Source organism: Janthinobacterium kochi, from assembly GCF_051380715.1.
Classification (GTDB): domain Bacteria; phylum Pseudomonadota; class Gammaproteobacteria; order Burkholderiales; family Burkholderiaceae_D; genus Janthinobacterium.
The window spans coordinates 1-14295 of sequence record NZ_JBNYXO010000022.1 but is presented as its reverse complement, the minus strand read 5'-3'; the positions used below and the strand labels follow the sequence as shown (position 1 = coordinate 14295).

14 protein-coding genes are annotated in these 14295 nt (G+C 60.8%); all 14 read left to right on the top strand.

Features of this window, described 5'->3' with window-relative positions:
- Positions 1–84 precede the first annotated feature (84 nt).
- The 14 genes from ACQ4WL_RS26530 (at position 85) to ACQ4WL_RS26465 (ending at position 14159) form a co-directional block, all read left to right on the top strand.
- Positions 85–393: an FmdB family zinc ribbon protein gene (locus ACQ4WL_RS26530; protein WP_436512584.1), complete on the top strand. Its 309-nt coding sequence runs from the start codon at positions 85–87 to the stop codon at positions 391–393.
- 40 nt (positions 394–433) lie between these two features.
- Positions 434–1075: a DUF502 domain-containing protein gene (locus ACQ4WL_RS26525; RefSeq protein WP_436512582.1), complete on the top strand. Its 642-nt coding sequence runs from the start codon at positions 434–436 to the stop codon at positions 1073–1075.
- Positions 1076–1138: 63 nt separating this feature from the next.
- Positions 1139–2944 carry an aspartate--tRNA ligase gene (gene aspS, locus ACQ4WL_RS26520; protein WP_436512580.1) on the top strand — a complete coding sequence of 602 codons (1806 nt, stop codon included), beginning with the start codon at positions 1139–1141 and terminating at the stop codon, positions 2942–2944.
- Positions 2945–3022: 78 nt separating this feature from the next.
- Positions 3023–3487 carry a dihydroneopterin triphosphate diphosphatase gene (gene nudB, locus ACQ4WL_RS26515; protein WP_436512578.1) on the top strand — a complete coding sequence of 155 codons (465 nt, stop codon included), beginning with the start codon at positions 3023–3025 and terminating at the stop codon, positions 3485–3487.
- A 19-nt stretch (positions 3488–3506) separates the two neighbouring features.
- Positions 3507–3800, top strand: a complete 294-nt coding sequence (locus ACQ4WL_RS26510) for a hypothetical protein (protein WP_072457749.1) — start codon at positions 3507–3509, stop codon at positions 3798–3800.
- A 73-nt stretch (positions 3801–3873) separates the two neighbouring features.
- Positions 3874–4695, top strand: coding sequence for an endonuclease/exonuclease/phosphatase family protein (locus ACQ4WL_RS26505; RefSeq protein WP_436512576.1), 822 nt, complete (start codon positions 3874–3876; stop codon positions 4693–4695).
- A gap of 9 nt (positions 4696–4704) precedes the next feature.
- Positions 4705–5868: a cardiolipin synthase ClsB gene (gene clsB / locus ACQ4WL_RS26500; protein ID WP_436512574.1), complete on the top strand. Its 1164-nt coding sequence runs from the start codon at positions 4705–4707 to the stop codon at positions 5866–5868.
- A complete protein-coding gene (locus tag ACQ4WL_RS26495) occupies positions 5865–6254 on the top strand; it encodes an RNA-binding S4 domain-containing protein (RefSeq protein WP_436512572.1) in 390 nt (129 codons plus the stop codon). The genes clsB and ACQ4WL_RS26495 overlap by 4 nt, the downstream gene beginning before the upstream one ends.
- A 257-nt stretch (positions 6255–6511) precedes the next feature.
- Complete coding sequence (locus ACQ4WL_RS26490) at positions 6512–7114, top strand: TetR/AcrR family transcriptional regulator (RefSeq protein WP_071079697.1); 603 nt, start codon at positions 6512–6514, stop codon at positions 7112–7114.
- 80 nt (positions 7115–7194) lie between these two features.
- Positions 7195–8985, top strand: a complete 1791-nt coding sequence (locus ACQ4WL_RS26485; protein WP_096233570.1) for an acyl-CoA dehydrogenase C-terminal domain-containing protein — start codon at positions 7195–7197, stop codon at positions 8983–8985.
- Between the two features lie 14 nt (positions 8986–8999).
- On the top strand, positions 9000–11411 hold the full coding sequence (locus ACQ4WL_RS26480) for a 3-hydroxyacyl-CoA dehydrogenase/enoyl-CoA hydratase family protein (protein WP_436512570.1): 2412 nt from the start codon (positions 9000–9002) through the stop codon (positions 11409–11411).
- An 11-nt stretch (positions 11412–11422) separates the two neighbouring features.
- Positions 11423–11920: a PaaI family thioesterase gene (locus ACQ4WL_RS26475; RefSeq protein ID WP_436512568.1), complete on the top strand. Its 498-nt coding sequence runs from the start codon at positions 11423–11425 to the stop codon at positions 11918–11920.
- Between the two features lie 60 nt (positions 11921–11980).
- A complete protein-coding gene (locus ACQ4WL_RS26470; protein ID WP_436512566.1) occupies positions 11981–13177 on the top strand; it encodes an acetyl-CoA C-acyltransferase in 1197 nt (398 codons plus the stop codon).
- 202 nt (positions 13178–13379) lie between these two features.
- Positions 13380–14159, top strand: a complete 780-nt coding sequence (locus tag ACQ4WL_RS26465; RefSeq protein ID WP_071079693.1) for an enoyl-CoA hydratase — start codon at positions 13380–13382, stop codon at positions 14157–14159.
- The last annotated feature ends 136 nt before the right edge of the window (positions 14160–14295 follow it).

Here is a 14295-nt window from a genome sequence, read left to right as displayed (position 1 = left end):
AACGGTCGCGGCCGGGCATTTTCCGCTGGGAATGGCGGAAAAGCTTTATAATTCAGGGTTTTTGATGATTTTCTCGGAGTAGAGATGCCGATTTATGCTTACCGTTGTGACGAGTGTGGTTTTGCCAAGGACGTCTTGCAAAAGATCTCCGATCCAGTACTGACGGTGTGCCTGTCGTGCGGCAAGCCCAGTTTCAAGAAACAATTGACGGCCGCCGGTTTCCAATTGAAGGGCACCGGCTGGTACGCGACCGATTTCCGCGGCGGCACGGCGCCCACCACGGCCATTCCGACGGGCCCGGCCGATGGCGCCAAGGCCGCCCCGGCTGCCGAGAGCACGCCTGCGGCTGCACCTGCGTCCGCCCCGACTGCCACTGCGCCGAAAGCGGACTGAAAAGCGCGCCGCGCCGATACGTTCCATTACCGAGAAACCGATGCGTAAATACTTTATTACCGGATTACTGATTTTAGTGCCCCTGGCCATTACGGCCTGGGTCTTGAATCTGGTGATCAGCACGATGGACCAGTCGCTGCTGCTGGTGCCCGGCAGTACGAAGCCCAGCGTCTGGTTCGGCCACCAGGTGCCCGCGCTGAGCACCATTCCCGGTCTGGGCACGGTATTGACGGTACTGATCGTCTTCTTCACGGGCTTGCTGACGAATAACCTGGTCGGCAATTATGTGGTGAAATTGTGGGAAAAATTGCTGCAACGCATACCCATCGTCAATTCCCTGTATTCCAGCGTCAAGCAAGTGTCCGATACCTTGTTTTCCCCGTCTGGCAATGCCTTCCGCAAGGCCGTGCTGGTGCCGTATCCGCACCAGAATTCCTGGACCATCGCTTTCCTGACCGGCGTGCCGGGCGGCGATGCGGCGAACCACCTGGTAGGCGACTATGTCAGCGTGTACGTGCCGACGACGCCGAATCCGACATCGGGCTTTTTCCTGATGATGAAACGCTGCGATGTCGTCGAACTCGACATGAGCGTCGATGCGGCGCTCAAATATATCGTCTCGATGGGCGTGGTAGCGCCTGCGGAAGTTGTTGCTGTACCGGCCCCGGCAGCCAAAGAATAAAGGCAGGCGTCCCACGCGGGACGCGGCCGGATTGAACACTCACTAACCTGAACTGAGAATTTTATGTCTATGCGTACTGAATACTGCGGCCTCGTTACCGAAGCCATGCTGGGACAAACCGTCAGCCTGTGCGGCTGGGTACATCGCCGCCGCGACCACGGCAGCCTGATTTTCATCGACTTGCGCGACCGTGAAGGCCTGGTGCAAATCGTTTGCAACCCGGAACAAGCGGAGATGTTCAAGGTCGCCGAAGCCGTGCGCAACGAATTCTGCCTGCGCGTGACGGGCGTCGTGACCAACCGTATCGAAGGCACGATCAACAACAACCTGAAATCGGGCAAGATCGAAGTGGTCTGCTCGGAGCTGGAAGTGCTGAACCCTTCCGTGCCCGTGCCGTTCCAGCTCGATGACGACAACCTGTCGGAAACGACGCGTCTGACGCACCGCGTGCTGGACCTGCGCCGCCCGCAAATGCAGAACAACCTGCGCCTGCGCTACAAGGTGACGATGGAAGTGCGCAAGTACCTCGACGCGCTGGGCTTCATCGACATCGAAACGCCGATGCTGACCAAGTCGACGCCAGAAGGCGCGCGCGATTACCTGGTGCCGTCGCGCGTGAACGCGGGCAGCTTCTTCGCCTTGCCGCAATCGCCACAGTTGTTCAAGCAACTGTTGATGGTCGCTAACTTCGATCGTTACTACCAGATCACCAAGTGCTTCCGCGACGAAGACTTGCGCGCTGACCGCCAGCCTGAATTCACGCAGATCGACTGCGAAACCTCGTTCCTGACGGAACAGGAAATCCGCGACCTGTTCGAAGACATGATACGCGTCGTCTTCAAGAACACCCTGAACATCGACTTGCCGAACCCGTTCCCCGTGATGGATTTTGCTGAAGCGATGGGCCTGTATGGTTCCGACAAGCCGGACATGCGCGTCAAGCTGGCCTTCACGGACTTGACCGAAGTCATGAAGTCGGTCGAGTTCAAGGTCTTCAACGGCGCTGCCAACATGAAGGGTGGCCGCGTGGTGGCCCTGCGCGTTCCGCAAGGCGGCAGCATGCCCCGTTCGGAAATCGACGCCTACACGCAATTTGTCGCCATCTACGGCGCCAAGGGCCTCGCTTACATCAAGGTCAACGAGAAAGCCAAGGGTCCTGAAGGCTTGCAATCGCCGATCGTCAAGTTCTTGCCTGCCGACGTGCTGGCCACGATTCTCGAGCAGACGGGCGCGCAAGACGGCGACCTGATCTTCTTCGGCGCCGACAAGGCCAAGGTCGTCAACGACGCCATCGGCGCGCTGCGCGTGAAAATCGGTCACAGCGAGTTCGGCAAGAAAGCCGGCCTGTTCGAGGACGTGTGGAAGCCATTGTGGGTGGTCGACTTCCCGATGTTCGAACACGACGAAGAAGCGGACCGCTGGACGGCGACCCACCATCCATTCACGGCGCCGAAAGACGGCCATGAAGACATGCTGGAAACCAATCCGGGCGCCTGCATCGCCAAGGCCTACGACATGGTCTTGAACGGCTGGGAACTGGGCGGCGGTTCGATCCGTATCCACCGCGAAGAAGTGCAAAGCAAGGTCTTCCGCGCATTGAAAATTGATGCCGAAGAAGCCCAGCTGAAGTTCGGCTTCCTGCTTGACGCCCTGCAATACGGCGCGCCACCGCATGGCGGCCTGGCATTCGGCCTGGACCGTATCGTGACCATGATGACGGGTTCCGATTCGATCCGCGACGTGATCGCCTTCCCGAAAACCCAGCGCGCCCAGTGTCTGCTGACACAAGCGCCGTCGGAAGTGGACGAGAAGCAATTGCGCGAACTGCACATCCGTTTGCGCGGCGCCGAGCCAAAAGTAGCAGGCTAAGCATTAGCCGAGGCTGGGGTCAGACCCGCCGGGTCTGACCCCAAAAGGCGCTGACGAGGCGCCTTTTTCATTGTTGATATGACCCATAAAATTCCCGTTTCCGTGCTGGTCGTCATTCATACGGCTGATCTGGACGTCTTGCTGATCGAACGCGCGGGCCAGCCCGGTTTCTGGCAATCGGTGACCGGTTCCGTCGACGCCGTCGACGAACCGCTGCTGCAGACGGCCGCGCGCGAATTGTGCGAGGAGACCGGTATCGTCGTTGATGGACACGACATCGTGCTGCGCGACTGGAACTTGTCGAATGTGTACGAGATCTATCCGATCTGGCGCCACCGCTATGCGCCCGGCGTGACGCGCAACACGGAACACGTGTTCAGCGTGCAAGTGCCGCGCGACATCGCCATCACGCTGAGTCCCCGCGAACATCTGCAATACGCGTGGTTGCCTTACCTGGCGGCGGCCGACCGCTGTTTCTCGTCGTCCAACGCGGAAGCCATCCTGCAATTGCCGGCCATGACGGGCCTGGCGCGCCCAACCTGATTTCCCTAGAAAGCATTCCATGTTGAACTGGTTACATTTGACTGCGCAGCAAAAACTGCTGGGCACTCTGGGCATCGTTTTCTGCCTGTGCTTCATTTTTCTGCTGTTCAGCTCCACCGTGCCCGGCCGCACGCCGCCCATCGGCATGCCGCTGATGGCGATCGGCTGGCTACTGCATCCGGGCGCCTTTGCCAAGGGCAAGCGCACCGTGGCCTGGCGCGGCGCGCCCTTGCTGGTCAAGATCGTCTGGGCGGCAGGCATTACCGCGCTACTCGTCAGCGTGACGGCGGGCGTGGGACGCATGCTGGCGTGATTGTGTGCATTTAGGTGCGCACGCGCACCTAAGCTGACGCCGCGCGGGGCCCGTCTGGGAGTAGAATCAAGGCATGAAAATCCGCGTAGCAACTTATAATATCCACAAGGGTGTCTCTTCCGTGCGGGGCTTGCCCAGGGTTCACGCATTGAAGCAGGCGATTGCCCTGTTCCATGCCGATGTCGTCTTTTTGCAGGAAGTGCAAGGCAAGCATGACCGCAATGCGGCCCGCTATGGCGCCGAGAACAACGGCCACAAGCATTGGCCGGAAGCGTCGCAGCATGAATTCTTTGCCGGCGCCGAACACCATTCCGCGTATGGCATGAATGCCGTGTATGACCATGGCCACCATGGCAACGCCTTGCTGAGCAAATTTCCCATCGCTTCGCAAACCAATCATGATGTGTCCGACCACGCCTACGAGCAGCGCGGCATCCTGCATTGCGTGCTCAAGACGCCGCAGGCTGATGTGCACTGTTATGTGGTGCATCTGGGCCTGTTCGAATCGGGACGGGGCCGCCAGACGCAGGCGCTGATCGACGCCGTCATGGAATCGGCGCCGAATGGCGAGCCCGTTATCATCGCCGGCGATTTCAATGACTGGCGCAATACGCTCAGCGACAAGCTGCGCAATGCGCTCGGTGTGGTGGAAGTATTCGACCAGCGCGCGTCGAACTCGGCCCTGGGCGACCTGGTGCGCACCCTGGCGCGGCGCCAGACGAAAACGCCGGTGCCCGTACCTGCGCGCACCTTTCCCGCCGCCTTGCCCTGGTTCCGCCTGGACCGCATCTACGTGCGCGGTTTCCACGTGGAAGGCGCGCAAGTGATGCATGGCACCCTGTGGGCAAAACTGTCGGACCACGCGCCGATCGTTGCCGCTTTAAAACTCGCGTAGACTGCCGGCATGCGCACAGTCAATTTCATCGCCCACAACGACATCGAGCTGCTGTGTTGCGGCACCGATTATTTTCCCGCATTGATAGCCGCCATCGACGGCGCGCGTTCGGAAGTGTATTTCGAAACGTATATCTTTGCCGATGACGCCACGGGTACCCTGGTGCTCGACGCGCTCAAGCGTGCCGCCGCGCGCGGCGTGCTGGTGTGCATGATCACGGACTGGTTCGGCACGGGCAACCGCCGCGTGAAAGCCATGCATGCGCAGCTGGAAGCGGCTGGCGTGCACCACCGTATCTTCAATCCGTGGTTCCGGCGCGGCATCACGCGCACGCACCGCAAGATTTGCGTCGCCGACGGCGAGATCGCCCTGGTGGGTGGCATCAATATCAACGACGACATGTTTTGCGACTATGACCACAGCATCAGCCTGGAGGCGCCGCGCTGGGACTTTGCCGTGCAGGTGAAGGGCCCGCTGGTCGACGCCATTCATGAGGAAGTGCAGGCGCAGTGGGCGCGGTTGGGCAAGATGAACCTGGTGCGGCGTATCAAGCTGTACCGCAAGATGCGCGTCGTCAGCAAGGAGCTGGCGAAGAACCCCGTGGTGGCCGGCTTTGTCGTGCGCGACAACCTGCGCAACCGCCGCACCATCCAGCGCGCCTACCTGCAGGCGCTGGGCCAGGCGCGCAAGAGCGTGATGCTGGCCAACCCGTATTTCGCGCCCGGGCACAAGCTGCGCCACGCCCTGGCCCAGGCGGCCCAGCGGGGCGTCGACGTGGTCTTGCTGATCGGCGTGGGCGAATTCCGCATGCAAGATGCCGTGGCGCACTCGTTTTATCCGAAACTGCTGGCTGCCGGCGTGAAAATCGTCGAATACCGCAAGACGCAGCTGCACGCCAAGGTGGCCGTCGTCGACGATGACTGGGCGACAGTGGGTTCGAGCAATATTGACGCGCTGAGCCTGTTCCTCAACCAGGAAGCGAACATCGTCATCAAGGACGTGGCCTTCGCGCAAAGCTTGCGCCAGCATATCGAGCAGGGCGTGGCCGACGGCATCGTGATTCACCAGGATGATTTCAAGCACATCGGCCGTGTCCGGCGCATCGGCTACGAAGCCGCCTTCCTCGTGTACCGGCTGGTGATGCGCATTTTTTCAGTAGGCAAGTACGCATGAACGAGATGACAACGGTAAGGCTGGATAAATGGTTGTGGGCGGCGCGCTTCTTCAAGACGCGCTCGCTGGCCAGCGAGGCTGTCGACACGGGCAAGGTCAAAGTGGGCGGCGAGCGCGTGAAACCGGCGCGCAGCCTGCGCGTGGGCGACGCGCTGGCCATCGACAATGGCTTTGATACGTGGGAAGTGGCCGTGCTGGGCCTGTCCGACAAGCGCGGCGCGGCAAGCGTGGCGCGTCTTCTGTACGGAGAAACACCGGCCAGCATCGCCCGCCGCGAGCAGCTGGCCGAGGAGCGCAAGCTGTTCCGCGAGCCGGGTACCACCATCAAAGGGCGGCCGACCAAGCGCGACCGCCGTCAATTGAGCAAGGCAGGCGGCCTGTCCTGAGGCGCGCTTGTTGCTGTCAGGCAAGAGCGCGCACCGCCTTTGCCTGCCTGAAATCGCTACAAACACGCAGTCAAAAAATGCTGCGCTGCACCAATAGAACACCGGCTCTAAAGTTCCCGTTTGACTTTTACGTGGTAGTGGATAATAGTACGAGCGTTCGGATTTTTTCGGAGCGTGCTTTTTTTACCCTCGCTTCAGTCCGCCAAATCGGCAACATCACTTTTAGAACGGACCTCTTGAATACTTCAGTCAAATTCATGCGCAAGGGCGAACTGACCCGTGCAGCCATCCTCGACGTGGCGCTGGACTTGTCCAGCCGCGACGGCCTGGAAGGCCTGACCATTGGGCTGCTTGCGGACAAAATGAACATGAGCAAGTCGGGCGTGTTTGCCCACTTTGGCTCACGCGAAGACTTGCAGATGGAAGTGCTGAAGCTCTACCACTATCGTTTCGAGCAAGAAGTCTTTTTCCCCAGCATGAAAGAACCACGCGGTATCCAGCGATTGCAATCGATGTTTGCGCGCTGGGTCAAGCGGGTCAGCGTGGAAATCGCTTCCGGCTGCATCTATATCAGCGGCGCCGTCGAGTATGACGATCGTCCGGGCCCCATCCGTGATTCCTTGGTGGCCATGGTGCGGGCCTGGCAGGGCGCGTTGCTGCGCTGTGTCGAGCAATCGATCGCCACGGGCGACTTGAAAGCGGACACGGACGCCCAGCAGCTGGTGTACGAGATGTATGGCCTGATCCTGGCCCTGCATCACGATGCGCGCTTCCTGCGCGTGCCGGGCAGCATTGAACGGGCGCAGGCAGGATTTGTCCGCTTGCTGGCGTCGTACCAGAATTCAGTAACAAGCAAATAAGCCGTCAGGCAGTATCCGCAGCAACGCACACGCAGTTCACAAGTACAACACTTTAGCTAAACGCCTTCAGGAGAAAAATTATGGGTCAATACGTCGCGCCAATCCGGGATATGCAATTCGTTCTGCATGAGTTCCTGCAAGTGGAAGAAGAACTGAAGCAAATGCCGTCGTACGCCGACGTCGACGCCGATATCATCAACCAGGTACTGGAAGAGGGCGGCAAGTTCACTTCCGAAGTGTTGTTCCCCCTGAATCACTCCGGCGACCGCGAAGGCTGCCACCACGATCCCGTCACGAAAAGCGTGACCACGCCTAAAGGCTTTAAAGAAGCGTATAAACAGTACGTCGAAGGCGGCTGGGCGGCATTGGCTTGCGATCCGCAATACGGCGGCCAGGGCTTGCCTGTCGTGCTGAACAATTCGTTCTATGAAATGCTGAACTCGTCGAATCAGGCCTGGTCCATGTACCCTGGCTTGTCGCACGGCGCCTACGAGTGCCTGAAGGAACACGGCACCGACCACCAGAAGGAAGTGTATCTGCCGAAACTGGTGTCGGGCGAATGGACGGGCACCATGTGCCTGACCGAACCGCACTGCGGCACCGACCTGGGCCTGCTGCGCTCGAAGGCGCTGCCTGAGGCAGACGGTTCCTGGACCATCACCGGCAACAAGATCTTCATCTCGGCCGGCGAGCACGACATGGCGGAAAACATCCTGCACCTGGTGCTGGCCCGCGTGCCGGACGCACCGGAAGGCTCGAAGGGCATCTCGCTGTTCCTGGTGCCGAAATTCCTGCCGAACGCGGACGGTACGGTCGGTGAACGCAACCCGATCACCTGCGGCGCCATCGAAGAAAAAATGGGCATCCACGGCAACTCGACCTGCCAGATGAACCTGGACGGCGCGAAAGGCTGGATCATCGGCCAGCCGAACAAGGGCCTCAACGCCATGTTCGTCTTCATGAACGCGGCCCGCCTGGGCGTGGGCATGCAGTCGCTGGGCCTGACGGAAATCGCTTACCAGAATGCGCTGATCTACGCCAAGGACCGCACGCAAATGCGTTCGCTGTCCGGCATCAAGAACCCGGAACTGCCGGCCGACCGCATCATCGTGCACCCTGACGTGCGCCGCATGCTGTTGACGGGCAAAGCCTACGCCGAAGGCGCGCGCGCTTTCACTTCCTACGTGGCGCTGCAGATCGACCGCGAACTGCACCACCCTGACGCCGACGTGCGCAAGGAAGCCGCTGACGAAGTGGCGCTGCTGACCCCTGTCATCAAGGCCTTCATTACCGACAACGCCTGGATCGCCACCTCGGAAGCGATGCAAGTGTTCGGCGGCCACGGCTACATCTCGGAGTGGGGCATGGAGCAGTATGTGCGTGACGCGCGCATCAACATGATCTACGAAGGCACGAACACGATCCAGTCGCTCGACCTGCTGGGCCGCAAGATCCTCGGTGACAACGGCGCCAAGCTGCGCAAGTTCGGCGAAAAGATCAAGGCGTTTGTCGAAGACAACGGTACCGATGAAGCGATGAGCGAATTCGTCACTCCACTGGGCGACCTGGGCGACAAAGTCACCAAGCTGACCATGGAAATCGGCATGAAAGCCTTCCAGAATCCTGACGAAGTGGGTGCGGCATGCGTGCCTTACCTGCGCGTCGTCGGCCACATGATCTACAGCTACCTGTTCGCGCAGATGGCCAAGATCGCCCTCGAAAAAGAGTCCAGCGGCGACACCTTCTACACCGCCAAACTGGCTACCGCACGTTTCTACTTCGCCCGCTTGCAGCCTGAAACGGCAACCCTGATCCGTCAGGCGCGTTCCGGTTCGGCCAACCTGATGGCACTCGACGCAGACCTGTTCTAAGACTTGAGGAAAATATGACCAATTTCATCGTTAAAAAAGTAGCCGTCCTCGGCGCCGGCGTGATGGGCGCGCAGATCGCCGCCCATTGCATCAACGCGAAAGTGCCGGTCGTGCTGTTCGACCTGCCGGCCAAGGAAGGTCCGAAGAATGGCATCGTGCTGCGCGCCATCGAGAACCTGAAAAAACTGTCGCCTGCGCCGCTGGGCAACAAGGATGACGCATCGCTGATCCATGTGGCCAACTACGAAGACAACCTGGACCTGCTGGCCGGTTGCGACCTGATCATCGAAGCCATCGCCGAGCGCATGGACTGGAAACACGACCTGTATCAAAAGGTCGCGCCGCACATCGGCCCGAACGCGATCTTCGCCTCGAACACCTCGGGTCTGTCGATCACCAAGCTGGCCGAAGGCTTCGACGCCGACCTGAAATCGCGCTACTGCGGCGTGCACTTCTTCAATCCGCCGCGCTACATGCACCTGGTCGAGATCATCCCGACCGAGTTCACCAAGCCTGAGATTGCCGACCAGCTGGAAGGCTTTTTGACCACCACCCTGGGCAAGGGCGTCGTGCGCGCCAAGGACACGCCGAACTTCATCGCCAACCGCGTTGGCGTGTTCGGCATCCTGGCCATCGTGCACGAAGCCGAAAAATTCGGTCTGTCCGTGGACGTCGTCGATGACTTGACGGGCTCCAAGCTGGGCCGCGCCAAGTCGGGCACCTTCCGCACGGCGGACGTGGTCGGCCTCGATACCATGGGCCATGTGATCAAGACCATGCAGGACTACCTGCCGAACGACCCGTTCGCTGCCGTCTACAAGACGCCGGCCGTGCTGGCGCAGCTGGTGGAAAAAGGCGCGCTGGGCCAGAAGAGCGGCGCGGGCTTCTACAAGAAAGTCGGCAAGGAAATTCAACGCCTCGATTTCGCTACCGGTGAATACGTCGCCGGCGGCGCCAAGGCTGCCGACATCATCGCCCGCATCCTGAAGGAAAAGGACCCGGTCAAGAAGATGAAGGCGCTGCGCGAATCGACGAATCCACAAGGCCAGTTCCTGTGGGCGATTTTCCGCGACGCTTTCCACTACATCGCCATTCATCTCGACACCGTGGCCGACAATGCGCGCGACATCGACTTCGCCATGCGCTGGGGCTTCGGCTGGAACGTCGGTCCGTTTGAAACGTGGCAGGCATCGAACTGGCTGCAAGTTGCCAACTGGGTCAAGGAAGACATCGACTCCGGCCACGCGCTGTGCAATGCACCTTTGCCTGCATGGGTATTCGAAGGTCCGGTGGCTGAAAAAGGCGGCGTGCATACGCCGGAAGGTTCCTACTCCGCCGTGTCGAACAGCTTCGTGCCCCGTTCGACCCTGTCCGTGTATGACCGCCAGCCATTCCGCGCGCCCGTTTTTGGTACCAACTTGGGCAGCGGCGCTGCCGACCCCAAGACCGCCGGCACCACCGTCTTCGAAGACGAATCCGTGCGCGTCTGGCATACGGGCGACGATGTGTTGATCATCTCGTTCAAGACGAAGATGCACGTGATCGGCGAAGGCGTCATCAATGGCCTGAAACTGGCCTTGGCCGAAGCGGAAAAGAATTTCAAGGGCCTGGTGATCTGGCACGCCGACGCAGCCGAAGGCGGTGCCTTCTCGGCCGGCGCCGACCTGCAATCGGCTCTGCCTGCCTTCATGCAAGGCGGCGTGAAAGCCGTCGATCCGATCATCGCCGAACTGCAAAACACCTTCATGTCGCTGAAATACGCGAACGTGCCGGTCATCGCCGCAGTCGCTGGCCTGGCCCTGGGCGGCGGTTGCGAGCTGGCGCTGCACTCCTCGAAGCGCGTGGCCTCGATCGAGTCCTACATCGGCCTGGTGGAAGTGGGCGTCGGCCTGATTCCTGCCGGCGGCGGCTTGAAGGAAGCGGCGCAGCGCGCTTACAAGGAAGCCAAGGGTAACGATATCCTCCAATTCCTGAAAACGGGCTTCACCAATGCGGCCACCGCTAACGTGTCGAAATCGGCATTGGAAGCGAAGAAGATGGGCTACCTGAAAGAAGACGACGTGATCGTGTTCAACGCCTACGAGCTGCTGCACGTGGCGAAGGTCGAAGCGCGCGCCATGTTCGACGCCGGCTTCCGTCCGCAACTGCCGTCGCTGATCCAGGTGACGGGCCGTTACGGCTGGGGCACCATCAAGGCGCAGCTGGTCAACATGCGCGACGGTGGCTTCATTTCGGCGCACGATTTCAAGCTGGGCGAGATGATCGCCGAGATCGTATCGGGCGGCGACGTGGATCAGGGCAGTTTCGTCAGCGAACAGTGGCTGCTGGATATGGAACGCAAGGCATTCCTGGAGCTGTTGAACCATCCGAAAACCCAGGAACGGATCATGGGCATGATGCAGACCGGTAAGCCGGTACGCAACTAAGCACAACGTCGATGACGATCCTGTCACTCGTTTTTAAAGTACTGCTGCGCGTGAGGCCAAGCATGGTGTATGACCGTATCAAACAACAGATGATGGACACCTTGCCCTTCGTGCGGCTGCTGGGGATCAGCATCGACGACATCGGCGCCGGCACCTCCAGGGTGTCGATGCCGGAAGATCCCAAACTGAATAATCACCTGGGCACGCAGCATGCGGGCGCCTTGTTTACCCTGGCCGAAACGGCTTCCGGCGCGGCCATGGCTGGCGGCTTCGCCGAGCTGATACTGGGCTTGCGCCCTGTGGCCAAGGAGTCGCGCATTCAGTACCAGAAGCTGGCCCGGGGCGCGACGCGCGCCGAAGGCCGGGTACCGGGCGACCTGGCTGCGTTGAAGGCGCAGCTGGCACAGGACGGCAAGGTGGCGTTTCCCGTGGCAGTCGATATCTTCGACTCCGAAGGCACGCTGGCGGCACAGGTGACGGTGGACTGGTATTTGTCGCAGAAGCGATAGGCCAGCATCCCGGACATTCGACAGAACACGAACCTCGTTCAACATCTTTGAAAGCATAAAATGAGCAAACAACTTCAAGACGCCTACATCGTCTCTGCAACCCGCACCCCGATCGGCAAGGCGCCGCGCGGCATGTTCAGAAACACCCGCCCGGACGACCTGCTGGTGCGCGTGCTGCAATCGGCCCTGGCGCAAACGCCTGGCCTCGATCCGGCCCTGATCACCGACGCCATCATCGGCTGCTCGTTCCCGGAAGCGGAGCAGGGCTTCAATATCGCGCGTAACTCGGTGCTGCTGGCCGGCTTGCCGAAAACCGTGGGCGGCGTGACCGTCAACCGTTACTGCGCTTCGGGCATCACGGCCATCGCCATGGCGGCCGACCGCATCCGCGTGGGCGAAGCCGACGTCATGATCGCCGGCGGCATCGAATCGATGTCGATGGTGCCGATGATGGGCCATCACCCATCGATGAACCTGGACATGTTCAGCGATGAAAACATCGGCATGGCCTACGGCATGGGCCTGACGGCCGAGAAAGTGGCGCAGCAATGGAAAGTGTCGCGCGAACAGCAGGACGCGTTCTCCGTTGAATCGCACCGCCGCGCCATCGCCGCGCAGCAAGCCGGTTTCTTCAAGGCCGAAACGACGCCCGTCGAAATCATCACGCGTACGCCGAACCTGGCCACCGGCCAGGTGGACGTCTCGCGCCGCACGGTCGACACCGACGAAGGCGCGCGCGCCGATTCGACGATGGAATCGCTGGGCAAACTCAAACCCGTGTTTGCCGCCAAGGGCACCGTCACGGCCGCCAACAGCTCGCAGATGTCCGACGGCGCCGGTGCGCTGCTGATCGTCAGCGAAAAAATCCTGCGCGAGCATAACCTGACCCCGCTGGCGAAATTCTCGTCGTTCGCCGTGCGCGGCGTGCCGCCGGAAATCATGGGCATCGGTCCTAAATTCGCGATTCCTGCAGCGTGCGCCGCCGCCGGCATCACGCAAGACCAGCTGGACTGGATCGAGCTGAACGAAGCGTTTGCCGCGCAAGCCCTGGCCGTCATCGGCGACCTGGGCCTGGACCCATCGAAGGTCAACCCGATGGGCGGCGCGATCGCCCTGGGCCACCCGTTAGGCGCTACCGGCGCCATCCGCGCGGCCACCGTGATTCACGCACTGCAGCGCACCAAGCAGAAGTACGGCATGGTCACGATGTGCGTGGGCGCCGGCATGGGCGCGGCAGGCATCTTCGAGCGCGTTTGATGACACCTGGCATAAGCTACTGCGCGTTGCGATTCGCGGCCTGCGATGCTCACTGTGCCTTCGCACAGCTGCGCGTCTCGGCCACAACTCGCTGCCGCTCGCTACGCTTCTGCCAGGCGTCGTGACGTAGGTGGTCAGATAAGATTAGTCAAAACTTGGGCGCTGAGGATACCTCGGCGCCCTTTATCTTTTTGGAGACGACATGGATATTTTGTGCAGCAAGAGCGAGGGCATTCTGACCCTGGAGTTCAACCGCCTGGAACGCAAGAATGCGATCACGGGCGCCATGTACCAGACCCTGGCCGATGCGCTGGTGGCGGCCGAGACGGACGACGCCGTGCGCGCCATCCTGATCTGCGGCAAGCGTGAGATTTTTACTGCCGGCAACGACCTCGATGACTTCATGAAGACGGCGCGGCCGAAGGATGGCTCGCTCGACCATGACCGTCCCGTGTTCCAGTTCATGCGCGCCCTGTACGGCAGCAGCAAGCCCGTGGTGGCGGCCGTCTCTGGCCCGGCCATCGGCATCGGCACCACCTTGCTGATGCACTGCGACCTGGTCTACGCGGCCGACAACGCCAGCTTCTCGATGCCGTTCACGCAGCTGGGCCTGTGCCCCGAATTCGGCTCCAGCCTGCTGCTCACGCAACTGGCCGGCTACCCGCGCGCGGCGGAAAAGCTGATGCTGGGCGAAGCGTTCCCGGCCAGCGAAGCGCTGGAAATGGGCCTGGTGTCGAAAGTCGTGCCCCTGTACGAATTGATGACCTTCGCGCAAGGCCAGGCCGCCAAGCTGGTGGCCCTGCCGGCGGCCTCGATCCGCGCCACCAAGCGCCTGATGAAGCAAAGCCGCATGGAACCGATGAAGGCCGCCATCGCCGACGAAAACAAACTGTTCAGCGCCATGCTGGGCGGCGCCGAGGCGAAGGAAGCGTTTACGGCCTTCTTTGAAAAGAGGAAGCCGGATTTCAAGAAGTTTGCCTAAGCTGAATGCCGGGGTCAGACCCCAATCCACCCAAGTTAAGCAACAGGCTTGCCATCAAGCAGCCTTGTAGGCCATGTATTTATGAGGCTTGTAGGCGTTGGTTTGCCGTGACCTTGATTGTCCTGGGCGATGTAGA

Bases quoted from the DNA above. Each gene is read 5' to 3' on its own strand.
- ACQ4WL_RS26530 (WP_436512584.1), top strand. From the start codon at position 85: ATGCCGATTTATGCTTACCGTTGTGACGAGTGTGGTTTTGCCAAGGAC.
- ACQ4WL_RS26525 (WP_436512582.1), top strand. From the start codon at position 434: ATGCGTAAATACTTTATTACCGGATTACTGATTTTAGTGCCCCTGGCC.
- aspS (WP_436512580.1), top strand. From the start codon at position 1,139: ATGTCTATGCGTACTGAATACTGCGGCCTCGTTACCGAAGCCATGCTG.
- nudB (WP_436512578.1), top strand. From the start codon at position 3,023: ATGACCCATAAAATTCCCGTTTCCGTGCTGGTCGTCATTCATACGGCT.
- ACQ4WL_RS26510 (WP_072457749.1), top strand. From the start codon at position 3,507: ATGTTGAACTGGTTACATTTGACTGCGCAGCAAAAACTGCTGGGCACT.
- ACQ4WL_RS26505 (WP_436512576.1), top strand. From the start codon at position 3,874: ATGAAAATCCGCGTAGCAACTTATAATATCCACAAGGGTGTCTCTTCC.
- clsB (WP_436512574.1), top strand. From the start codon at position 4,705: ATGCGCACAGTCAATTTCATCGCCCACAACGACATCGAGCTGCTGTGT.
- ACQ4WL_RS26495 (WP_436512572.1), top strand. From the start codon at position 5,865: ATGAACGAGATGACAACGGTAAGGCTGGATAAATGGTTGTGGGCGGCG.
- ACQ4WL_RS26490 (WP_071079697.1), top strand. From the start codon at position 6,512: ATGCGCAAGGGCGAACTGACCCGTGCAGCCATCCTCGACGTGGCGCTG.
- ACQ4WL_RS26485 (WP_096233570.1), top strand. From the start codon at position 7,195: ATGGGTCAATACGTCGCGCCAATCCGGGATATGCAATTCGTTCTGCAT.
- ACQ4WL_RS26480 (WP_436512570.1), top strand. From the start codon at position 9,000: ATGACCAATTTCATCGTTAAAAAAGTAGCCGTCCTCGGCGCCGGCGTG.
- ACQ4WL_RS26475 (WP_436512568.1), top strand. From the start codon at position 11,423: ATGACGATCCTGTCACTCGTTTTTAAAGTACTGCTGCGCGTGAGGCCA.
- ACQ4WL_RS26470 (WP_436512566.1), top strand. From the start codon at position 11,981: ATGAGCAAACAACTTCAAGACGCCTACATCGTCTCTGCAACCCGCACC.
- ACQ4WL_RS26465 (WP_071079693.1), top strand. From the start codon at position 13,380: ATGGATATTTTGTGCAGCAAGAGCGAGGGCATTCTGACCCTGGAGTTC.